The organism is Prevotella amnii CRIS 21A-A, from assembly GCF_000177355.1.
Classification (GTDB): Bacteria; Bacteroidota; Bacteroidia; order Bacteroidales; family Bacteroidaceae; genus Prevotella; species Prevotella amnii.
Genome location: NZ_ADFQ01000075.1, coordinates 59088 through 82885, shown reverse-complemented (window position 1 = coordinate 82885; position 23798 = coordinate 59088). Strand labels below are relative to the sequence as shown.

Below are 23798 nucleotides of genomic sequence, written 5' to 3'. Positions count from 1 at the left end.
GGTTTTACCGTTTCCAAAGTTTTTCCCCTCCAAACTTTTTCATCTTTCTTCTTACTACATATTATTTTGTGATAAGTGATTGATAATCAGTATTACTTTGTAGTATAAGACAATACTACACATTCTACTACATTTGACTACTACAAGTTTGAAGGAGCGGGCAGGGCAAGATTTTCCTAATCTTGTAGACATAGATGGGGCTACCACCGTTTCTTCGTTTGCTCACCTTTATATATTCTGCTTTCTTCAAGGCTTCGCCCATACGTTTGGCAACAAGTGGCTGGTGGGTATAAATACCCAAATAGGTGAGTATCTCCGTAGTGGTCATTAACGAATAGTTTTCGTCCTCCGCTGGTTTCTCGAAGCAACGCAGCAAGAGTTCCATCTCAGCGGTCTGTACCTGAAAGTCCTCACTCTCCCTGTATAGTTCGGCAATCTCTTCATCATCAAACCAATAGCGGAAACCTGACTTTAGCAGGGCTTTGGCTTCAGCATAGACATTGTCCATTGAAATACGCTTGGCTTTCTCTATGTCTATGGAAAGTACTTCAAAGGGCAGGAACCTTCTGCTGCCTGTCGGGTCTGTAAGAAAGTCATTGCCGTTCACTGATGCCACAAAGCTTGCCAAGTGGGGATGCTCCTCCACGTACTTGTCATACGGCATACGGTACTTGACCATCGGACAGGTGATGAGGTTTTTCAGCTCGTTCTCATCCCGCTTATTGAGGGCTTTTAGCTGGTCGTCTATGTTTACGATAAGGTTCTGACCGATATAAGTGAGTGTGTCCTTTTCCTGCGGATATATTTTTCCTGTGTAACTGTAACCGTGCAGTGCTGGGGGACAGAGCAGGTCAAGGAACGTGGTCTTGAACTTGCCCTGCTCGCCTGTGAGTACGAGGCAGGTATGGTTACGGCACTCACGGTCGTCCATTGCGTTGGCAACCACTGCCACGAGCCACTTGGTGAGGTACGGCAGCCATTTGTCGGAGTTGCGCACGACAACGCAACTTGCCAAGTCGGGAATGGCTTTCAGTGAAAGGGAAACTTTATTTCCACAATCAGGGTTACTGCTGCCTATATCCGTTGCAGACAACTTTTTGAAATACTCCTGTATGGGGTTGATGCGTGGAGAGAAACTGCTCTCGATGATGGAATAGAGATTATCAGAAGATGTGATAATCCCGATGTCGTTGTCTATCTCCCTGCGGAGCGTGTTGATTTCATAGCGACCCACTTTTGAGAAATGAGCATCGTTCTTGCTTCGGTATTCGGTTCTTCCCAATACAGTGTTGTATCTGAACTCATAGCGAGAGGACAGATAGGTTTCTATCTCACCGTTTTTTGAGGAAGTCTTCTTTTGCTTGGACATATTGTTTCCTCCCTCCGATTTACCTTTATCTGCATTCTTCTTCATTATATGCTTGGTTTGGTTTCCAAGAGTGAAGTTATGAAGAGAACAAGAAAGTGCCAAGCATTCGGAGAGTGCTTGCATAATGTTGCGTACATTGGCTATGAATTTCTCACAGATTTTTGACAAGAAACTGTTGGAAAGTATGGATTTAAGCCCAAAACAAGAGGACAAGTGTGTAAAGGATGCAAGAAAGGCAGGTGCTAATTTGCTACAATACGCATCGTATTGCGTCGGCTAAAAGGATATGATAAAATGGAGTAAAGAGACAAAGAAAGAGAGCGACAATCCTTTTGCCATTTCCATGTTTTTCCCTCTATTTCCCTACTGTTCCCTCGTGCTTTGAAGTATGGCAAACACTCTCTACTTTTGCAGGCAGAAATATGCGGTGAAACGCAAGACGGACAAAGGTTTTATTAAACCAATAAGACAGAAATACAAACAAAACAATAATAAAACTATGGGATATTTTATCATTACGGATTCAAACTGGGCAAAGCTGAGGAACGAGATTCTCAGCCTTGCCGAGACCTGCCACAAGGCATTCGGGGAACGAAGCAGGCACACCGATTGGCTGCACAACGGTGATGTGTGCAGGCTGCTTAATATCAGCAAGCGCACCTTGCAGCACTACCGTGATACGGGTGTGTTGCCCTTTGCCCAAATCGGGCATAAGTGCTACTACAAGCGTGAGGACGTGGAACAGTTGCTCCAAACAAAAACGGAGAAAGCTGAAACGGGAAAAACTAAAATCAACAAATAGACACGAAGATTATGGAACAGGTAAGAGATTTGAATATAGAGGCGGACGATATGCAGGTGGTGCTGTCAGCTATCAGCGGAGTAAGCAAGAGAATTAAGGAAGTGGCACAGACACACAAGCCGCTATTTGGCGATGAGCACTTCCTTACAGGTAAGGAAGTATGCGAGAGGCTGTATATCAGCCCTCGCACCTTGCAGGACTATCGGGACAGGAGGATTATTCCTTACACACAGTTTGCAGGGAAGATACTTTATAAGGAGTCGGATTTGGAAAAAATGTTGGAGGAGAATTATAAGAGGTAACGAAACCTCTGCAAAAGTCCGTAAAAAGAAGAATAAAGTGAATATAACTTACTGATAATCAATCATAGTTTTTCTTCTAAAAATAGTTTTGCAGAGGTCTCGGTAACAGGTATATTGCAAGTAGCTATTCAGCGACAAAGGACATAAAACAATATTAATAATCAAATAGTTACTTGTAATTACTAGACATTTCAATCCGTATATCTTCAGTAGAAAATCCAACAAAACCACTTTTCGATATCAACTTTTGCCTGATACGATATTTTGGAGATAGTACTCAAATTAGATTATAATCCTCTACATATTGTATGGCCTCAGTAATATTGCTAACTCCAAGTTTTTTGAATATGTTTGTTCTGTGAGTCTTGATTGTAGTTATCGAAACAGAGAGATACTCTGCGATGTTCGCTATGCTTTTACCATTTGCACTTTGCCCAATAATAACTTTTTCCATATTAGTTAAATGTGAATTATTGGTTTGCACCCATTTATCGTTTCTCAATTCAAAATGATAGTCAACCCCAGATAACTTAACCAAGGCGTTCCCTATTTGTTTTCTTGTTGAATACGTTAACATACAAATTCCTAGTGTAATATGTTTGTTACTGTCAATTAAGTAATGATTAAAAAATAACTTGGTACATTTTCAGGCCAAAGACATCGGCATTGAACAATGTATTCAATTCGATATTAGCAGTTCTCATATATTTTATTTAACCTCAAATCCGCAACTAAGCCCTTGAAGGTTCTTATTGCGTTTACACGTCCTCTCATTACTGAATTTGCAGATAATTTGAACTTGAAGCACCCACTTCTGCCTACAATATCCCCTTACCCCACAATGTGACTTGAGGCAATACACAATATCATTCCCATAAGTTGTAGGCACTATCCAAAATCAGTCTGGAAAACATCTGCGTAAGCATAATTACAGGTATAGATATTCAGCACATACCGCCTTGATGTCTTGATCCACTTGGCTGGTACAGAGATAAACCTGAAGACAAACGCTTTTATGCGACTTGTTACATTGAGTCCGAACTTCTTTACGTCAAGTCTTTGAATAATGGCCTTGTAAAAGTTACGGATAAGTGCTGTAAGAAGAAGGAACACTGTGTTCTCTGCCATGAATGATTTGGGCAATCTGTCCCACCCGAAACCATTGTTCATATCATCGAAGATACGTTCCTTTTCTCCACGAGGGTTATAGAACTCGACAATTTCTCTTACGGAAGAATCATAGTCGTTAGTCAGGATACAACGGTATGTGTATTCTCCTTCCCAAAAATCCTGCACACCATCCATCCGTTTCTGTCTTTGAATCACAAGTCGATATGCCTTACCTTTCCACTTCTCAACAAGGATAGAGTTCAATTCAAACTCAATGCCATTGATTTCTTCAGTTTTCCAGCCTTTGAGAGCAAAGGTGTCATTGTAGATCGAACTGCAGCGGTTAGCACGGATATAGAAGGACTTGCAGTGTTTTTCTATTTCCTCCACGATTTCCTCGGAACATGATCCACAATCAGCTCTGAAGCGATTGATAATGAGCCCATTCTGTTCAAATCTCTCAAAGAACCTCTTCAGCGTGTCCTTCTGATGGAAACGAACATTTGTGTTACCATCGCTATTCTCTATACCGACTATCAAATCGCCAATAACCGCCACGCCAGGGCGATAACCAAGGAACTTCTTGTATGTAGGCTTTGCATCATACTTCTCTGTCTCTATGAACTGATGGTCGAAATCAACATCATACATCTCACCCTCTTTCAGTTGGCCAGATGCAAATATACAATTGAGCAATAAAGTATTGAGAGTGTCAGCCGTATTGAAATCGTAGGTCTTGCCCATATCTGATGTGTATGAAATGTTTTCTTGCGTCAACTCCTTTATCGCCCTGAGGATAGTATCAGAGCTACAAGTGCGAAGTGTCGGATGAAGTGAGAGGTGGTTCATCAAATGAGTAGTGACATCCTCAATACATGAACCGCCACAGAAGTAGATACTCATGAGAGAACGGATGATTTCGCTGTACTGATAACCGAACGATCTACACCTTAGACCGAGGGTTGAGTCGATGACAGATGATAATGTGGAGTCAAATTGCTCCATGATTGAAAATAATCCCCCAAAAGGAGTGAGTCTCTCAGATTTAATTTGTATCTTCGCCATGTCTATCGTTGGATTCTCTTGTTTTTTTTTGCAACACTAAGATAAGTGAAAATTCTGACATGGCAAAATCCTGAGCAACTTTTTGTTGCTCAGGTACTTAAAAAGTTTAATTTATAATAGTGTTGCGGAATTAAGGTTTAATTAACTGATACGTAATGATATACGTTGTTGTTTAATTCTTTGTTGTCGTTTATTTTTTGTATCTTTGCCCTTGCGCAGGGCGCAGGTGGAAGCATACAAGAGAAGACATAGCGAGTGCGACAAATCAGGGAGTTTCCCAGAAGTCGCCAATCTGGACGAACGCCAACGCAGGTTGTTCTGTGCCCACAAGGCGATGGAACTTGGAACGCACGGCGTGAGTCTGGTCTGCAAAACATATCATGTCACCAGAAATACAGTGTATAGAGGTATTCACGAGCTTGAGAGCGGGGACACAATTGCTGCCGGACACATAAGGAAGAAAGGTGGAGGCAGAAAGAGTATTCTCAGTGTTCATCCCGAGTATATCGACATCTTCCGGGAGATTACGGAAGATGCCATAGGCGGCTTGCCGCAAGATGAGAGCGTACGCATGCTTTTCTATTCGCCTGGCATCATAAGAGACAAGATGGAGGTGGATTACGGAATAAGCATAAGCTATCACACCCTCAAACAAATCATATCCAAAGAGGGATTCAAGAAACGCACTCCGAAGAAGTGTACCTCGATGGCAGAGTGCAATAAAAGAAACGAACAGTTCGAGAAAATCTCCGCAATGAGAAGCATGTGTGAAGAAAATCACATACCCGTCTTCAGTATAGACACGAAGAAGAAAGAGTTGGTCGGCCCATTCAGAAGAGGCGGACAGGTATACTGCGACAGGTCGCCGCGATGCAGGGACCATGACTTCCCCTCCTTTGCAAGCGGCAAAATCATTCCCTATGGCATCTACGATGTTCAAAAGAATACTGGATACATGAGCTTCGGAATAAGCCATGACACAGCCGGGTTCTTCTGCGACAACTTCAAGTACTACTGGTATCGTGTGCTCCAAGACATCTATCCACATGCAACTGCCATCATGTTGCTCTGTGACGGTGGAGGTTCCAACAGCAGTTCCAGCAGGCTTTTCAAGCAAGAGCTGATCAAACTTTCCGAAGACCTCCATATTGACATAATAGTGGCGCACTATCCCCCGTACACGTCGAAGTGGAACCCCATTGAACACAGGCTTTTCTCTCAAATCACCAGAGTATGGAGTGGTATTTCCTTCGAGAGCGTTGAGCAGGCATGCGAACTTGCCGCAGAGGCCAGAACGAAATCCGGCCTTTGTGTCTTCACCAACATCAACAGAAAGAAGTACGACACTTCTCGTTGTGTGGATAGCAATTATGATGATGTCTGTCAACGGCATATTACCTTTGATGAAGAGCTACCGAAATGGAACTACAAGGTTTCATGGAGAGACAAAAAATACCAAGTTATTTTTTAAACGTTACTAAGTAATGATTAAAAAATAACTTGGTACATTTTCGGAGCCGAGGCATCGGTCTTGAGCAGTGTATTCAATTGATGAAAAACTCCAGAAATGGAACTATATGGTTTCATGGAGAGAGAGAAAAAAATACCAAGTTATTTTTTTATCATTACTAAATGGTTTTAAAAACGAAGTTGCATTCCCGTGTAGATGGAACGTCTGTTATAGTGTCTGTATCCTGTTATCGTAGAATAGTCTTCGCTGAACATTATGGCGCTTTCATTCTTGATGTCAAAGATGTTGTTGACAGTCAGAAAGAATATTAAATTGGATGATTTTAAGGTCAGCACTTTGTTGTAAGAGAAGTCAACGCTGCAATATCCTGAATATTGTTTCACATTATAATCGCCATATAAAGGTTTGTATGCCCCTGTTTCATTTATCTCGGCATTTATTATCGGGCTATAATAAAGCCCGGGCCGGGTTAAGCAAGACAGTGAGACAGTGCCTGCTTTCTTATGATAGTAAGAAATAAACGCTTTTATTAAATAGTCCATCCGGTTGTACGAGTTATACCATTTGCCCCCATTTCTGAATTTGGAATAGAGATAAGTGTATGCAAGTGAACCTGTCAAATTTTCGTATTTCTTACTCATACTGATTTCCGCTCCCCATATTTTTCTTAATAATCTTTCGGAAGTATCTGTTTCAGAAAAGTTTTCCTTCAGATTTTCTTTCTTATGATATGTAGCCAACCGGAGATTGAAATCATTTCTCGAAAATGAATACTCCAATGAATACTGCCTCGTTGATATGGAGGAAAACTCCTGTGTGTTGTAATATGGGGTTGCATATCCGTTATACTTCCCTAAAGAGGCCAATATAGAATTATAATTATTGAATGAATATTTTATGTTCGTTTGATAAGACCAATATCCGGATTGTTTCTTGACAGGTATATTTTTTCTGATTCCTACACCTAAAGTTAATTCGTTAAAGATCTGCACTCTGTTATACAGATAAAATTCGAGGTTGTTGTTTGATATACTGTTTTCAAAATAATAACTTGGGTTTTCAGGTTTTACCGCAAAATAATACTTTGGAAACCGGCTCCGGTAATTTTGCTTGGTATATTCATGTGAAAAACCGGATTGTAAATTCCATGACGGAGTGAAATAATATTTGAAATCGAAGTTACTGTATACATAGCAGTTCTTTTGCTTGGATAAAATATTGCCAAATTTAAAGTCCTCGTTTGAAAAGTCTGTGCCATTGTTTATTGAGATAAATCCTTTGCCCAATTTGTATTTGAAATTCAGAATATTGAAATTTCGTCTTTTACCTGCATCCACTGTCCCTGAAAAAGTATAAGAATAATCATTAGCCAGATACTTTTCATTAATAAAATAGGAATAAAGATTGATGCTTAACCTTTTGGTTAATTCTGTATGAAAATTCAAACCGGTATCTTCTGATGAAAATTTATTAATATCCTTATTATTTGCATTGACCCATAAATAAGGTTTAGAAAATTGATAATTTCCATATATCTGAAGAAAACTTTTTTTATTAATGGGCTGAGAGTGGAGGAAACCGATATTTGCAAGTGATAGAGAGAGAGCCGTTTCGCTTGCTGACAACTTCTTTATTGTGCCTATCTCTACCAGGCCCGCAGTTGCATTGCTGTAGACCAATGGGGGATTACTGGCATAGACGTTTTGCTCTTCTATCATTTCTGTATTGAACAGACTGAAATTTCCGATTCCATTTATCTGGGAATTGCGTACGGGTTTATATACCGGTACTTCATTTAACATCACTCTTGACATATCGCCGGCACTTCCTCTCAATTCGACATTGGCACTTTCTGATACATTGGTGGATGCAGGAAGGACAGTGACCATTTTCAATGCGTCACCGGCAGAAGAAGGGGTATTATAAATATCAAATTTAGAAACTTCTTTTATTGAGAATTCTCTTGATAAAGATGGATTAGCCATAATCACTACTTCTACAAGCATCTGTTGATCTTCTTCCATAACGATTGATATCTCTTTGCTTGTATCTAAGTGCACTGTTGGAATGATTTTGGTTTTCAGACCTAAAAAAGAGATGATCAACGTATCATTGTTGAAACTATGGCTTTGACACCGGAGAATAAAATATCCATTTATATCAGAAATGGTTCCCTTATCAGGTTCTTTTTTCAGATAGACATTGGCCGCCAATATAGGTTCACCTTTCTTATCTGTTATTTTTCCCTGTATATTCGCATCCTGCGCATATATATATGATGACCTGATTAAAAACAGGAGAAACAAACTGAATAAATGGAAGTCTATTCTCATGTTCGATCGGATATTTAGCTATTTATAAATCGTTTGATTTTATCTTACCTATGTAGGTGGAGGGTTTATTTATTGATTATTTTTTTGTACTCACCAATAAAGTAACTGTTCGGGTATTCTTTTTCCGCCATTTGTACATATTTCCTGGCTTCGTTCATTTTTTTGTTCTGGATGTAATATCGGATTAATAGTTCGAAAGCATATTCTCTTCCCCAAGTAGGCAGATATGGGTTTTTTATGCTTTTAGGCACTGTTGAAATAGCTTTTTTCAAATAATACTCCACTTTTTTCCCACCACCGAAACTCGCGGGTGTATAGAAATCATTGCTGCCCAGAACGTACCATCCTCTCAGATTCGTTGAATCAAGCTTCAAAGCTTTCTCTGCATTTCTTGTGATTTTAGATGAAAGGACTCCGGCGGCCATTCCTGAAGTGAATTGTATATAAAAACTTTGGGTCAGAGCCAGCAATGCATAATCTTCCGAGTTCTTGTTATTCATTTTTTCCAGAGTTATATATGCCTCTTTGATAGCTTTTTTGCTTTTGTCTTTATCTCCCAGCTTTGCATAAAAGACGCTTTTATAATAATTGACGTAAGATTTCCAATAAAGTACGATGTTATTTTGACTTTTCAGTTTATTTAGCTTTTGGGAAATACTGTCAAGAGGAGAAACGGAATTCCGGGCGAAACAGTTGTTCATGGCTGTCTCGATTTTGTCTTGGATGCCATTTAATATATTCTCTGGAGTTCCGACAGAAGAATTACGGTTCATACCGGTTGCATGCGTACTTGTAGTGATAGTTGCAATGGCAAAGAAAGTAACAAACAAAACGATAAACTTTTTCATATTTTTTCTTTTTAACGAGTTGATAAATTAAAGATATATGTCAATTCACAGGATGATAGAAGGTAAAAGGTGAGGTGATAATAGAGCAATCACCACAAATACCCAGCCTACGAACTGCAAATACCATATATTGCTATACATATATTTTTGAATAATAAATGAACGGTTAGCCTCTATTTCTTTGTAAGTTAATTTGTTACCTACTTTGAGTTGTAATTTTAACCATTTCATGTATTTGTAATAGCAAAATAATTTTGTGTAATCCGAGAAGAATGGATTCGTTTCGAAAATCAGTTGAGTGGCGAATGCCATATAAACCGGATAAGGGACTTTGAACATACTTCCGTAAATCATTAGCATAACGAATAAGAACCATGTCATAGCATTGCCGCTTATCAGGAATAAAAAATTCTTTTTATTAGACACTTGTGCGTTGATGACAGAAACATAAATATGAGGCAGAGGTTTCCAAGTGCCCCCTATTTTGTCTATTTTCATATTTACGGCCTTTGCTGTCAATACATGAGCCAGTTCGTGGAGCATCATCAGGATAATGAAAGTAATTATAAATGTGATCATTGTTTACTCCTTTTTACTTGAAATCTTTTGAAACAAAAATAGAAAGCTATCATGAAAGCCGCGGCCCACAAAGCCAAATACAATGTATAGGTATAATCACCTCTGAGAACTTTCAACACGGGCGTAATCGGGGAGAATTCCACAATGCCTTCGAATACGGGATTTATTTCTGTCATCGGATAAAATGTGTCACTTAAAAATATCAGTCCAAAATAGATGATGTTGATTAATCCTTTTTCGCTTTCAGCTTTCATGTTGGTGAAAGAGAGCAGTAAGCCCAAGAAAGAAAACTCTATTAATCCCAATATTGATCCTGACAGTATGGAAAGGTATTGCGGCACGTTTAATGTCACGCCAAATATGGCTCTACCTAATATAAACAGTATTACAAAAGAAAACAGGATGTAAATCATCCGGCTGAATACCAAACTGATAATATGAGTAATGATGTTGTAAGGCATTACTTTTATGAACTTCATGACTCCTGATGTGTAATACTGTTTGATAACCCCGCCAATAGCGAATAATCCGTCACTGGCTATGGTCATAGCGCAAATTCCCGTCAGCAAGAATACACAATATTCTTTGTTGTTGATTCCCCATATACTGGAAAATATAAGGAAAATAAATGCCGGAAATATCACCGTAAAAAATACGGCTTGCTTGATTCTCATGGAAGAAAGCAATTGATAATAGATTGAAGCTATGAGTACTTTCATCTTTCTGATTTTGTTAAGTAATGATTAAAAAATAACTTGGTACATTTTCGGAGCCGAGGCATCGGTCTTGAGCAGTGTATTCAATTGATGAAAAACTCCAGAAATGGAACTATATGGTTTCATGGAGAGAGAGAAAAAAATACCAAGTTATTTTTTTATCATTACTAAAATTTGATATATATCCTCTAACTCAACAGGCATAAGTGAAAAATTGTAGGTTCGGGTCTGAACCTTTTGTAATGTTTTGGTATCTTCTCTCTTCAAGTATATTTTGAGGAATTTATCATCTGGGATGACCAATACATTTTCATCATTTTCAAAAGGATCAGTGCCGGACAGTTCTTTAGAGATGACAATCTTTTGCTGATATGCCGACTCATTTATCAATTCCTGCGGGCTCAATGCTTTCGAGATAATTTTCCCTTCGTAGATAAAATAGATTTTGGTTGCATATTTTCCGGCTTCTTCCCAAAGATGTGTCGTGAACAGGACACCCCGGTTTTTGCTTTTGAAAATATTCCTCCAGATAACCTCCCTTATCATCGGATCGAGATCGGCGGTCGGTTCATCCAGAATCAACAATGACGGGTTATGTAATACGGACAAAAAAATGGCAACCCTTTTTCTTTCCCCTTTTGAAAGTTGATAAAAGAACCTATTCTTTATCTTATCTAATTCAAGGAAATCGTAGATGTCTCGTGGCAATTCCGATATGTTATAGATTCTTCGAGTGAATCCGATTATTTCTTTGACTTTTAACATGGGGAAAATAACCGGATTATCCCAAAGCACACCAATATTCTGTTTGTTCTGGTCGAAGTTGCCTTTTCCGAAAAATGCGAAATTGCCGGATGAACATTTCATCATATTACACAACAACTCAATGAATGTTGTCTTTCCGGAACCGTTCTGTCCTAATAGAGCTACAATTTCTCCAGGATTAACTTCCAGCGATACATTGCGCAGGATGGAAGTACCCTGAATCGAAAAAGAAATATTATTTGCTTGTAACATTGTCATCTTGAACCTCCTTGTTTTTTCCAATTACAATCACATTTTGCACAGTTTCAAAGGTTCCGTCAGCAGAGAGGATCTGGTTGATGTTGTCATCAACGTAGCTTCCCAGAACGCAAGAGCCAAGTTCGAGAAATTCGGCGAGTAACGAGATGTTCTGAGTTAAAAATCCAACTTCCTGAAGTATAAATCGGTAGCCTCTGTCGCCATATTTGATAAGTACTCTCTCAAAGAAGGACGTGATGAAGAACACGCAACTACAATGTTGCAAATCCACGAAAGGTTCTGCTACGAGATTTTCTCTTAAATATTCCATATAATCTTCTTCTTTGATGAATTCGAGAACTGACTTATTGGGGCTATAATGGTAAATTCCTTTAGGCAATACACTTGTATTCAAATATACGTATAATTCAAGTGGATATAAGGCACCTGCAGATGGAACCGTTCTGAATCGTAACGTAGCTTCTGATTCTTTATTAAAGTCTTCTCCGCTAATTCCATAGCTATAATGGCAGAGTAGCGCCAGCTCGTTGAGCGAAATGGAGTAAGGAGAATAGGCTCTTCCGGAACGGCGCTTAGCAAGGATATTGAATAGATTGGTTTTTTCACTACCAGGCATCTCTTTGAGATAAGGTTTCAAATCATACTCTTTGCTGGTGGGAAACACTTTATACGGTTGGCACGAGCGTTGGTGGACGTATTTATTGGAGAAACTTTGGATACTTTCAACTTGTTTGCGAATCAGAAACTTATCAAATTTCACATTCTCGTTAAAAATCAAAGCCAACGATTCACCAAAATTTTTAGCTCCATATAGTCCTGAATCTAAGCTTGCTATTAATGCTTTTGATTTTATTGTTTTCATATTATTAAGGGAATGGATGTGGATATACATTTAATTCTTCAAAAGGATAGCATTTGTAGCCTAGTTCCTGCGGTATCGTATATAGTCTTTTTCCGCCCAGGAAATAAAAGGAATACGCACCACCCATTTGTATTAATTGAGGAACGATAACCCTCAGACAATAGAAGCCTGCCTGATTTACATCAGGAGTCGTGATGTCTTTTACTAATACATTGTAACCTTTGGACTTCAGTACGCTGGTAATGTGCCGGATGTTCTCTTTGGTTGAGCGTGCAGACTCTTCAAGAAAATCAATCTTTCTGGTCGGCTTTGTTTCCGTCCAGATTTTGAAGACCTCGCACAGTTCTGGTTTTTTTATATATAGTATAGAATGGTCTTCGAAATCCAGTAATGTATGAAAGTTTTCAGAAGGCTGCCAATTCTTTTTCTCTCCTAACAAATATCTGAAATAGCTGACGCTTTGCCCCATTTCGAGAATAACTTTCTTCAATGCTTCGCCATAGGTGTCTCTTGTCGCAGTGCCTACGGCTACAAATTTACCATATTCGGCTTCACCGAAACAGATACCATAAACTGTCGGAATACCTAAATCGTAAGTTATATCCATAAAATGCCACTCGTAGCTTGCTGGAAAACGCTCATGGATAAAATGGCTGATATCCTCGTCTATAATAATTTTTGGAGCGCTTATTTTCTGCCACCAAGTGAGAGAAAACGAATCTCTTTCAATGACTTCATGTAATGCAACCAGCAAAGCCTTGTCCCAATTCGTATGTGCTGCCAAGCCTGTTGATGTACTTACATTTATCCATTGCTTTTCACATGACCAGGGAAGATAGATGCATGCTCCGGGAACCCAGGTTTCTTTCCCATTAGTAATATCCATGCATTTATCCCAATGTAATTCGATATTCTCGTCGAACCGATGGAGAGGATAATTTTCCTGGGCATATTGCTTCTCATGGAACAAGGCATATTCCGAGGGCGGTATAGCGTGTACTTTTAGATTTTTATAAGAACTTAGGATCATATTCTCTTTATTGTAGAATACGGGGCAATACCTTTCTACCGTTTCACCTAAAGTTCCCATAAATGACTTTTGCAGATCAAAGTTACATCCGCTACTTCTTCCTTCATACTTTTCTGCTCCGAAAGCCAGAGTGTTGCTGGGCCAAATACCAAAGCTTACAAGTTTAGGATCGTAATTGAGCCTGGGTAATTTGGATACATGATTTACAATTCCAAACTGATTGGAAATCAGCATTGTACCTTTAATCAGAGAGTTGTTGACTGCATCCATTGTTTTTTTATGTTAAAGAGTTACTGATTCGAGCCACGGAGCCGGATTATAATCCAATGCTGGTTTACATACATGACAAATCGGAGCTTTTATAAAAGTATGCTTTTCTACTTCATAATTGGACGGATTTATCAATATACAACACTTCCAAGTTTCCGGGGGATACCAGGCATAAAGAAACTTCAGCATATCTGCAATTACAATAGCGGAAGCCATATCCTTTACTACCGGTTGGATATTCAAGTCTGGTTTTGCTGATGCTTTCTCTGTTTCAAGGTATTTAACGTAAGAGTCATTGAAGTTGATGAATTCGTCATTGCTCCTTATTCTATTTTTGTAACAATCATAACATCCTGTGTATTTGCCGTGGAAAATCGGCCCAATACTGAATTTTCCAGAGAAAGTCAGTCCTTCAATCAATAACCATGGTTTGCTGTGTTTCAATGCCTTCTCGTTGATAATGTGCATTTTGTACGGATTCCAAGTCAAAGAATCAACAATGATAAAATCGCTGTTACAGAGGATTGACTCAATTGTTTCATCCGACAATTCATCTATTGAGTAGATAACAAAATGTTCTATGTTATATTCGGATGATTTCTCTTTCACTTGGTTGCCAAAATCTGTATTGCCAATATAAGCAATCTTCATTTCTGAAACCGGTTTGTGATTGACTTCATTATATATATCAGAAATAACAGTGGCACCTTCTGCTTCGAAATTCAGTTCATCTAGAATTCCACATTCTTGTAACTCTTTTACTACATCCAAAAGTTTGTTATAGTCAGCCTTATTTAATAGTTTTTGGATTGTTGAAAAAGATATTTTATCCCGTGTATCGTACAATCTGATCAAGTCTTTAAAAATCAGTTCTTTTTCGGAATCTGTAAATTCTATGGTTGTTGTATCTGTTTTGGTTCTTACTTGATACAGTTTATTGTCATTATCGAAGAATATATCAAATTGTTTCATTGTTTTTTAATTTAATGGGTAAAATCGAAACCAGCTATCTTCCGCTTCTTCCTTTCGTGATGAATCGAAAGATAGTCTGGCTTCAAAAACAGACTTGTTGATTTTTGATAGTTGTTTGAATAACTGCTAAAATCTCATTCTGCGTAACAGATAAATGTGAATAATCGTACCATAAACTAATAATCGTAGTATATGTGTGTGATTTCACAACAACCTCGTTTTTAATGATTTAGAGAATAGCTGACTCAAAACGAGCTACACTCATTTGGCTACTATTAGGCTACAGCAGCCTGTTCCATGGATGCACTGGAGGAGAAAAGTGACCAGCAGCAGCAACATGAATTGCAATTACAGCAACAACCTGAAGCAACAACTTTAGCTGCATAATTTGTGTGGCTTAGTAGTTTTTTCGTTTTCATAATTGTATTATTTTAAAGAAACCTACTCGTAAGCTTTTCGGTATCCGCTCCTGTTTACACAGCCAGGACTGTTTCATATATTTCATTTACAAAATACACATATATAATGTGTGGCAAATATATGGAAATTCTTCGAGATATGCAAGGATTTCTCAAAAAAATAAGCGCCACAGCTTGTTTTTAGTAATGATTAAAAAATAACTTGGTACATTTTCGGAGCCGAGGCATCGGTCTTGAGCAGTGTATTCAATTGATGAAAAACTCCAGAAATGGAACTATATGGTTTCATGGAGAGAGAGAAAAAAATACCAAGTTATTTTTTTATCATTACTAAACAAGGGGTCAACGAGGCATGTATCATTTGCTTACATAAAGAGGTATTTATTGAAAAGTCAAAATGCAAGACAGAGGACTCTATACGGGCATAGTTTTTTTGTAACGCGAAATACGATTTAAGAATATTGCTCAAATAGCTTAACTGCCTTTCATCAAGTATATTATCAATTCTTCCTCCGTTATCTCTAAATCTTTTTTGTTGTAGAGTTGAAAAAATAGATGGTGATATATATAGAAAAGTATATTGACAGAAATCAATCAGAACTATTTTTCCATATCCAAGCCTATCAGTAGCTTGGGCACTTTTTATATAAGGAGAATAATCACTGGTGGCTTGACTCCGGATACTCTGTGTGTTGTCGTCTGCCTCTTTTAACCCTTTTAAAATATCGAAAATCGTCATTCTATGGAGTTTTTTACGTGTTCACGTTTTTTGACTATATAATGTTACATGAAAGATTATATATTATCATACAAAAGTATGATTTTGCAAGGAAACCTGCAAGAAAACATCGAAATTATTTGAACTCAACTATATATTTTTCTAATTTTGACGACAAAAGAATGCAATGCCTGAAGCAGTAAGAAGGCGATTAAATGTTACATTAAATGAAAAACCAAAAACTTTTTTCAGTTGAGGAATTATCCTTAATGGAGTCGCTTGAAGTCAAGGGTGGAGCTTCTGAAATGGCAGCCTCTCAGACAGGATGTTCTAACAATGTTGCCGGATGCGGATGTGATGTTATTATTGTGACAGATCAATCTCAACCGGGGGTACAACATGCTTAATGAACAGTTCTACATCATTTCAACGTGTACCTGAAGGTATTTCGTGGTAGATGATAATGAAACTTCAACACTTTAAGAGCCATATCGTTCATTACCATACTTGATATGGCTCTTTTATTTTTTTACGGGATGTTAATTAAGTATTGTAATATATGAAAGCAAGTAATTATAACTATATAATATACCAAAATAACCAATCTTATTGGTACAATGGGCTTGAACACACTTATTTTAAGCTTCCCAAGGATTTAGGGTTAAAAATAGAGAGGCTACTCACAGACAAAGAAAGAATTGAGTTCATCCCTAAAGTTCTAAAAGACAAGCTATCAGCAAGTGGTTTCATTGTGCCGGATAATACTGATGAGCTTTCAATAATTAGGAAAAGATATTGTGATTCAGTAAACAAGAAGAACTATCTGTTAATCATTCTACCAACCTTGGATTGCAACTTTAAATGTTGGTATTGCATACAAAATCATATACCTTCAAGAATGTCGAAGAGTACAATGGAGAATGTGATGACACACATCAAATATATGATTGATGTACAGAATATAGAATCACTTCAAATCGAATGGTTTGGTGGTGAACCGTTAATGTACTTAAAACAAATTATAAAGCCAATATGTGAATTCGCACAAAAAGAATGTGAGAAAAAAGGTGTAAAATATTCAACAACAGCTACATCAAATGGTTACTTCATTTTCCCCAAAAACATTCCATTAATTCAAAAACTTGGCATGACGCGGTTTCATATTACATTAGATGGACCCAAACAGAACCATGATAAAGTAAAATATCAGAAAGGTTGTGATTCTGCATTCGATCATGTTCTAAACAACATCAACCAATTGCTCAGCAATACAAAGGCTGTTAATATTCTATTGAGAATTAACTATACTGACGAGAATCTAAATTATGAAATAGTAGATCAAATCAACCATCACATTACAATGGCTAATCGGGGAAGAATAACGATTACCCCCAAAAAAGTATGGCAAGAAAAGGTAAGGAAAGATAGATATAAAGACATCGGAGAACTTCTTAATTTATTTGAACAATCTGGTTATAACACAATACGTCTGGACGTTATCACAAACTTCGTTCCATGTTACGCTAGTCGTAAGTATTATAATGCCATTAATTTTAATGGTGATGTTATAAAATGTACGGCATGCAATGATTTGTATGAGAACAAAACTCATGGCATTATTCAAAACGATGGTTCTATTTCTTGGAACATGGATTTTATCAGAAAATATGAGGTGAAATCCTTTGAGAATAAACGGTGCTTACAATGCAAACAACTTCCAATTTGTATGGGGGTGTGTCCAAGGGATAATGAATATGTAAATGCGTGTAAATTCGATGGAATGGATATCAATTTGGAAGATTCGATGGTAAATTACATTGATTCAATGTGTAAATAATTTATATTATGGTGGCAAGAATTTTCACAACGTTATGGTTTGCCTTTGTAGTCTCGTTGATAAGCAGCAACGCACAGAACAGGATATACGGTACGGTGACCGATCCGTCTGGCTGTCCATTAGCCGGCGTTGACTGCGTATTGGCCAGCTTATCTGACACGGCAGCCATTGCTCACACGTTGACGGATTCAAAAGGAACCTTCAGTTTGAATGTAGACGAAGACGGACAGTTCCTGTTGAAATTCTCTTGTTTAGGGTATCGGCCACAACAGCTAACGTGCAAGCGTGGCGATGTCGGAGTGGTCAAGCTGACAGAAAGCATACAGAACCTTTCAGAGGTCACTGTGTCGGCTCAAGGGCTAAGAAGCTTCGGCAACGCAGACATCATCCTGTTAGACAGGCGTGCCAGACAGATGGGAAACAACGCTTTGGAGGCCATCAGTAGCCTGCCGCAATTCAGACTTTCAACAAACAGCGGTGAACTGCTGACGGCAGATGGTAAAATTGTCTTGGTGCTGATTGATGGAATCAGGAGGTCGGTACGTGAACTGATGCTGCTCAAAGCCGACGAAATAAAGACCCTGCACTACTATTCCAATCCGCCTGCAAGGTTTGCGCATGAGAAGATAGGTGCTGTATTAGATGTAGCGACTAAGCGCACCAACAAAAGGCACTATTCACTATATCTCGACACCAAAAACAGTATCACCACAGGATATGGTACCAACTTGATTTCCACCAGTTATAGCGATTCGCTCAACAAGGTGTCTGCGGCATATTTTCTGGACTACAGACATCTTGACCGGAACACCATGGAAAACCGTTATGTCTATCCGGATGTGACGAACGATTACAAGGGTCTGTCGGGTAAATACACTGGTACCTACCACATAGGACAATTATTCTATCAGCGTTTCCAAAACAGCAACCTTTTCAATATCACTTTAGAATATCGTAAGTTTCCGGCTACCCAGCAATACAGTCAACAGCTCTTGCGGACGGGTACATTGGAAGATGCCAACCACAGAAGGCTTCAAAGTGACTTTTCATCCATATCGGCCAACATCTACTTCGGACACACCTTCCGTAAAGGCAACAGTCTGTCGGTCAATGTGGTGAACACTTATTTCAAATCCAATTCGAACAATAATCTAACAAACACCTCGGGAACGGGAACGTTTACCAACGTCGTCGACAACAAGTCTTACTCGCTAATAGCAGAAGCACTTTATACTGACAAACTGTGGCAGGGAAATATACAGATAGGAGCCTACTATCAATACAAAAACCTGCGTCAGACAGACGGGGCATCCAATTTGTCGACAGTGAATACGCAAAAGGAATACCTATACGCCGACTACACCAATCAATGGGGGGCATTGTCCTACAACCTGGGAATCGGTGTGGAGAACAACCGATATAGAACTGCGACGAAGGCAATAGCCAACTACATCCTTATGCGGCCTTCTGTTTCTCTTAATTACCAGCTGCACAAACACAGTTCGCTACGCCTGACGTCGTCCATAGCATCTGCGGTTCCTAACGTCGGTCAGCTCACAGATAGTCGTACCGTCGTGGATGAACGATTCTATCTACAAGGCAACAGCAGTCTGAAGCCCTACCATTTCTACCGCACCGAACTTAGCTTCCAGTATGCGTCGGCCAATAATATCTGGTTTGTCAAACCTTCCGTCAGCCATGCCTACTATCCCAGCAAGTTACTATGTTTGCAAAGGCTAACACACTAAGACAAGTCGGATGCCGCTCTTCGGAGGCTTCGCGCCTCCGGCCGCATGGCAAACCACCGCGGTGTTTTTCATAGTCTGCAAGGAAAAAGTTGGTACGATAATAATTGGATTGTATATTTGTAGTGCAAACGACAAATGACAAACAATTAGAACCGTACCGATATGCAAAGAAACAAAATTTCCTTCAAAGGACAAAAGATTTACATCGGAATTGATGTGCATGCAAAAACTTGGGAGATCTGTGTGCTGACCGAGTCGGGTTACAAAGAGAGGCACCCGCAGCAAGCCTCCGCAAAGACGCTCTTTGACTTTTTGAAGAAGCATTTCCCTGATGGCGAGTACCATGCCGTGTATGAGTCAGGCTTCAGTGGTTTTTCCACATACTACGCTCTCAAGGAGTACGGCATCAACTGTGTCGTGACCCATGCCGCGGATGTTCCGACCACCCAGTACGAGGAGGTGATGAAGACCGATAAGGTAGATGCAGCCAAACTTGCGCGCTCCTTGCGCGCCGGTGACATCCGTCCCATATACATCCGTGAGAAAGAGAATATCGATGACAGGTCAGTCATCCGCATAAGGAAGACCATACAGAAACAACTCTCTGGCTACAAGGCAAGGGTGAAACACCTGCTGCACTGCAATGGCGTGGAGATACCCGAGCGGTTCGCAAGACCGGGGACGCACTGGTCAAGGGCTTTCATCAAATGGCTCAAGGAGGATGTCGTGCTGCTTTCCTCCTCAAGATTGTCGTTGGACTTGCTCGTCAAGCAGGTGGAGACGATACGCCAGACACTCTTGGACGCGACAAAATCCATACGAAAGCTTGCGCAGACCGACAGGTACAGGAACAATTACGAGCTTCTGATATCGATACCCGGCATAGGTGTAAGTGTAGCCATGTGCATACTGACAGAAATCTACGATGTGAAGAGATTCCGTAACGAGAACCAGTTCGCCAGTTATCTCGGCCTGATACCGACCTGTCATAGCAGTGGAGAGAAAACCGCAAGCGGAGAGAAGATTTTCCGTGGCAACAAGCATCTCGGACCGATGATCATAGAGGCTGCATGGATAGCCATCTACAGAGATTACGGACTGGGAATGGCCTATGCCAGATACAAGCAGTCCATGAAACCGCAGGAGGCCATAGTCAAAATAGCCAGAAAGATGTCCAACATCATTTTCTCGGTACTCAAGAACAGTAGGAAATATGAGCCATACAGATGGGATAAAGAATAACATACAGACTTTCGGACAACTTCATAAAACGACTCCTTTTCATAATTGATGGACCTTCGGGTGTCATCTCCGATAAGATTGTTGCGTTTTACCTATATTCTGAAGAAGTAAATTGTTGGGCGGATACGTCCGTGTCAACTCATAGAAGTTTGTCTGATAGGTCTGTTGTTCGTAGCCTTTCCATACCCGGTGTTCCCATGCCGGGCTGGTGGCTGTTGCTTCTTCTAAAGTCATCGTACTAATAAACTTCACGCTAAGTGATTGATAATGAACAGTTAATAAATTACAAATATTTTCCAATTATTTGGAAAGCAACATAGAAGAATATGACAGTTGTTTCCGCTGACGGTTCGGACTTCGTGAACCAGATTGTGGGCATCCGCCATGTCAACGAGTATGGCGCATCGCTTGTTCTGAGTTGCAGACCTTTCTCCTGGCTAACTTTGCAGCCTTACTATAACTATCTGTCTTCCAAATACAATACGCCTAATCAGCGTGTCAACCACAATCTGAACAATGTCGGAATCTCTTGTCAGGTGGTGGCAGGCAAGTGGCAGTTCATTACCAACCACAATCTACCGATGACCACTGTTGAAGGTGATGTCTTTGAGAAGATTGGGTATAATGCGAACGCATCCCTTACCTATAAATTAGGTGCAATCACCGTGGGTGCCATGTTCATTTACAATCCCGATCCTTCCAGGATTTATGCGGACACTCCTTCATTCCATTTCGTAGAAAAGACCCGATGGGGTAATTTCAAAAATCTTGTGGCACTGACTTTCGTCTATTCTTTGTCAAAAGGCAATTCACGAAGGCATCTGGGTAAAAACATTAATAATAGAGACAACGACTCCGGTCTTACCAAATACAACACAGCAAAATAAATGTCCTTTTATTTTTATAGGCAACATGACGCCATGCAGTGTGGGATTGCCTGCATGGCTATGGTCTGTAAGTATTATGGTAGAAAGTGTTCATTTGAAACTCTATCAAATACCTGTACTATAACCAATGAGGGTGTTTCAATGCAGGCTTTAAAACAATTGGCAGAAGCCTTAGGTTTTGATGTGCTATGTGGAAAAGCAAGCTTGTATCAAATAAAAGACATAAATTATCCTTGCTTACTCCATTGGAACCAAAATCATTTTGTTGTACTATACAAAGTTAAAAAGAACGGATTCTACATTGCAGACCCTGCAAAAGGGCATGTAAAATACGACCTCGAAGTATTTAAGAAGCATTGGGTCAGCACTCAATCGGACGGTGAGGAGAAAGGAATAGTCATGTTCTTGGAACCCACACCAGCATTTTATGAAAAGCAGATGGAGGAACAGCCAACAGAGGAACGCTCGTTCAGATTCCTCTTTGGCTACATCAAGCAATATCGCAAGTACTTCGGGCAGATTGTCTTAGGTTTGCTCGTGGGCAGTTTGTTACAGCTTATTCTGCCTTTCCTCACCCAGTCTATCGTGGATGTGGGCATCAAAAACCAGAATATCGGTTTTATATGGCTGATACTCTTAGGACAACTGATGCTTACCGTGAGCCGTACTGCCATCGACTTTATTCGCCGTTGGCTGTTGCTGCACATCTCGCTGCGCATCAACATCTCATTGGTAAGCGACTTCTTCATCAAGCTCTTAAAGCTGCCGATGTCATTCTTCGATACCAAACTGATGGGCGACCTCATGCAGCGTATGGGCGACCACAGTAGGGTGAACACGTTTCTGACGCAACAGACGCTCAGTATCGTGTTCTCACTCTTCACCTTTGTGGTGTTCAGCATCGTACTGCTATCCTATAATTGGCTCGTCTTTGCCATCTTCATGCTCGGCAGTCTGCTTTATGGCGGTTGGCTTGCACTCTTCCTCAGGCGCAGAAAGGTACTTGACTACGAACTCTTTGAGCAGCAAGCCATCAACAACAACAAGACCTACGAGTTTATCACCTCCATGCAGGAGATAAAGCTCCAAGACTGCGAGCAGCGCAGACGCTGGGAATGGGAGGACGTGCAGGCAGACCTCTTTGGAGTGCAGATGAAATCGTTGAAACTCCAACAGACACAAGAGGCAGGCAGCATCTTCATCAATGAACTGAAAAACATCGTCATCACGGTGGTCGCAGCAACAGCCGTCATTCATGGACAACTCACGCTGGGTATGATGCTTGCCGTGCAGTATATCATTGGGCAACTCAACTCACCTGTCGAGCAGTTGATGAGTTTCTTCTATTCGGTGCAGGATGTAAAGATAAGCCTTGAACGTATCAATGAAATCCACCGTATGGATGATGAGAACGGAAAGCAAGGATTGGAAACAGCAGTGAAAGAAGAAAACGAAGGCATAGACCTTGAAAACGTAAACTTCAAATACGACCCTCACGCACTGAAAACTATTATAGATGATGTTAGTCTCACTATCCCCAAAGGTAAGGTAACAGCCATTGTGGGCGCATCGGGCAGCGGTAAAACAACGCTCATCAAACTCATGTTAGGCTATTACCCCGTATTGGGAGGTCAAATAACTATTGGCGGAACAGATGTAAACGCACTTAATAAGAAATGGTGGCGCAGGCAATGTGGCGTGGTGATGCAAGACGGTGTGATATTCTCCGAGAGTATAGCAAGGAACATTGCCGTAGATGACGGCGAGATTGACAAGGAGCGATTGCAGAAAGCTGCTGAAATAGCTTGTATTCATGACTATGCAATGGGACTGCCCTTAAAATACAACACTAAGATCGGTCGCGATGGCGTTGGTTTGAGTCAAGGACAGAAACAGCGTATCCTGATAGCAAGGGCAGTGTATAAGAATCCCGACTATATCTTTCTTGACGAAGCCACCAACTCGCTCGATGCCAACAATGAGCGTATGATAGTAGAACATCTTGATGAGTTCTACAAAGGCAAGACGGTGGTTATCGTGGCACACCGCCTAAGTACGGTGAAGAATGCTGATCAGATAGTGGTATTGGATAAAGGCAAGGTGGTAGAAATTGGCAACCATGAAGCACTCACAGCAAAGCGGGGTGCATACTATAACCTCGTAAAAAATCAGTTAGAATTAGGCAACTAACAGCA

Annotated in this window: 21 protein-coding genes and 1 pseudogene; 9 read left to right on the top strand and 13 right to left on the bottom strand. The window is 40.0% G+C overall.

Annotation, left to right across the window (positions count from 1 at the left end):
* Positions 1–127: 127 nt before the first annotated feature.
* Positions 128–1492, bottom strand: coding sequence for a virulence-associated E family protein (locus HMPREF9018_RS06775; protein WP_009435903.1), 1365 nt, complete (start codon positions 1490–1492; stop codon positions 128–130).
* Between the two features lie 376 nt (positions 1493–1868).
* Here HMPREF9018_RS06775 and HMPREF9018_RS06770 point away from each other — a divergent pair, with 376 nt between their 5' ends.
* Positions 1869–2171, top strand: a complete 303-nt coding sequence (locus tag HMPREF9018_RS06770; RefSeq protein ID WP_008449658.1) for a helix-turn-helix domain-containing protein — start codon at positions 1869–1871, stop codon at positions 2169–2171.
* Between the two features lie 11 nt (positions 2172–2182).
* Positions 2183–2473: a helix-turn-helix domain-containing protein gene (locus HMPREF9018_RS06765; RefSeq protein WP_008449754.1), complete on the top strand. Its 291-nt coding sequence runs from the start codon at positions 2183–2185 to the stop codon at positions 2471–2473.
* Between the two features lie 277 nt (positions 2474–2750).
* On the opposite strand, the gene HMPREF9018_RS11285 is transcribed toward HMPREF9018_RS06765, so the two are convergent.
* From HMPREF9018_RS11285 to HMPREF9018_RS06755, 3 genes and pseudogenes are all read right to left on the bottom strand, one after another.
* On the bottom strand, positions 2751–2927 hold the full coding sequence (locus tag HMPREF9018_RS11285) for a response regulator transcription factor (RefSeq protein WP_009435960.1): 177 nt from the start codon (positions 2925–2927) through the stop codon (positions 2751–2753).
* 236 nt (positions 2928–3163) lie between these two features.
* A pseudogene (locus tag HMPREF9018_RS11280) lies at positions 3164–3349 on the bottom strand (hypothetical protein).
* Positions 3350–3361: 12 nt separating this feature from the next.
* The gene (locus tag HMPREF9018_RS06755) at positions 3362–4648 is read right to left on the bottom strand and encodes an IS1380-like element ISBf12 family transposase (protein WP_008449762.1); all 1287 of its coding nucleotides are present in this window, start codon (positions 4646–4648) and stop codon (positions 3362–3364) included.
* Positions 4649–4982: 334 nt separating this feature from the next.
* Between HMPREF9018_RS06755 and HMPREF9018_RS10715 the strand changes: the two genes are divergently transcribed.
* Entirely contained in the window at positions 4983–6119 is a 1137-nt protein-coding gene (locus HMPREF9018_RS10715) for an ISAzo13 family transposase (protein ID WP_008449745.1), read from the top strand.
* Between the two features lie 167 nt (positions 6120–6286).
* Here HMPREF9018_RS10715 and HMPREF9018_RS06745 read toward each other — a convergent pair whose 3' ends face one another.
* The 9 genes from HMPREF9018_RS06745 to HMPREF9018_RS06705 form a co-directional block, all read right to left on the bottom strand.
* The gene (locus tag HMPREF9018_RS06745) at positions 6287–8452 is read right to left on the bottom strand and encodes a TonB-dependent receptor (RefSeq protein ID WP_008449669.1); all 2166 of its coding nucleotides are present in this window, start codon (positions 8450–8452) and stop codon (positions 6287–6289) included.
* Between the two features lie 65 nt (positions 8453–8517).
* A complete protein-coding gene (locus HMPREF9018_RS06740; protein WP_008449717.1) occupies positions 8518–9300 on the bottom strand; it encodes a tetratricopeptide repeat protein in 783 nt (260 codons plus the stop codon).
* Between the two features lie 45 nt (positions 9301–9345).
* Positions 9346–9798, bottom strand: coding sequence for a hypothetical protein (locus HMPREF9018_RS06735; protein ID WP_230586368.1), 453 nt, complete (start codon positions 9796–9798; stop codon positions 9346–9348).
* Between the two features lie 77 nt (positions 9799–9875).
* A complete protein-coding gene (locus tag HMPREF9018_RS06730; RefSeq protein WP_008449671.1) occupies positions 9876–10598 on the bottom strand; it encodes an ABC transporter permease in 723 nt (240 codons plus the stop codon).
* Between the two features lie 147 nt (positions 10599–10745).
* On the bottom strand, positions 10746–11618 hold the full coding sequence (locus HMPREF9018_RS06725) for an ABC transporter ATP-binding protein (RefSeq protein ID WP_008449715.1): 873 nt from the start codon (positions 11616–11618) through the stop codon (positions 10746–10748).
* Positions 11596–12480 (bottom strand): SagB/ThcOx family dehydrogenase, encoded by an 885-nt coding sequence (locus HMPREF9018_RS06720; protein WP_009012966.1) that lies wholly within the window; start codon positions 12478–12480, stop codon positions 11596–11598. The genes HMPREF9018_RS06725 and HMPREF9018_RS06720 overlap by 23 nt, the downstream gene beginning before the upstream one ends.
* 4 nt (positions 12481–12484) lie before the next feature.
* Positions 12485–13780, bottom strand: coding sequence for a YcaO-like family protein (locus HMPREF9018_RS06715; RefSeq protein WP_009012965.1), 1296 nt, complete (start codon positions 13778–13780; stop codon positions 12485–12487).
* A 12-nt stretch (positions 13781–13792) separates the two neighbouring features.
* The gene (locus tag HMPREF9018_RS06710) at positions 13793–14752 is read right to left on the bottom strand and encodes a TOMM precursor leader peptide-binding protein (RefSeq protein WP_008449695.1); all 960 of its coding nucleotides are present in this window, start codon (positions 14750–14752) and stop codon (positions 13793–13795) included.
* Between the two features lie 732 nt (positions 14753–15484).
* Positions 15485–15910 (bottom strand): hypothetical protein, encoded by a 426-nt coding sequence (locus HMPREF9018_RS06705; RefSeq protein ID WP_019036535.1) that lies wholly within the window; start codon positions 15908–15910, stop codon positions 15485–15487.
* Positions 15911–16116: 206 nt separating this feature from the next.
* Here HMPREF9018_RS06705 and HMPREF9018_RS06700 point away from each other — a divergent pair, with 206 nt between their 5' ends.
* The 6 genes from HMPREF9018_RS06700 to HMPREF9018_RS06675 all read left to right on the top strand — a co-directional run bounded on the left by HMPREF9018_RS06700 (position 16117) and on the right by HMPREF9018_RS06675 (position 23793).
* Entirely contained in the window at positions 16117–16296 is a 180-nt protein-coding gene (locus HMPREF9018_RS06700; RefSeq protein ID WP_009012962.1) for a hypothetical protein, read from the top strand.
* A gap of 152 nt (positions 16297–16448) precedes the next feature.
* A complete protein-coding gene (locus tag HMPREF9018_RS06695; protein ID WP_008449654.1) occupies positions 16449–17726 on the top strand; it encodes a radical SAM/SPASM domain-containing protein in 1278 nt (425 codons plus the stop codon).
* 8 nt (positions 17727–17734) lie between these two features.
* Positions 17735–19474 carry a TonB-dependent receptor gene (locus tag HMPREF9018_RS06690; protein ID WP_008449688.1) on the top strand — a complete coding sequence of 580 codons (1740 nt, stop codon included), beginning with the start codon at positions 17735–17737 and terminating at the stop codon, positions 19472–19474.
* 162 nt (positions 19475–19636) lie between these two features.
* Complete coding sequence (locus HMPREF9018_RS06685; protein WP_008449660.1) at positions 19637–20716, top strand: IS110 family RNA-guided transposase; 1080 nt, start codon at positions 19637–19639, stop codon at positions 20714–20716.
* Between the two features lie 326 nt (positions 20717–21042).
* Positions 21043–21603, top strand: coding sequence for a hypothetical protein (locus tag HMPREF9018_RS06680; RefSeq protein ID WP_008449663.1), 561 nt, complete (start codon positions 21043–21045; stop codon positions 21601–21603).
* Entirely contained in the window at positions 21604–23793 is a 2190-nt protein-coding gene (locus tag HMPREF9018_RS06675; RefSeq protein ID WP_008449702.1) for a peptidase domain-containing ABC transporter, read from the top strand.
* Positions 23794–23798 lie beyond the last annotated feature (5 nt).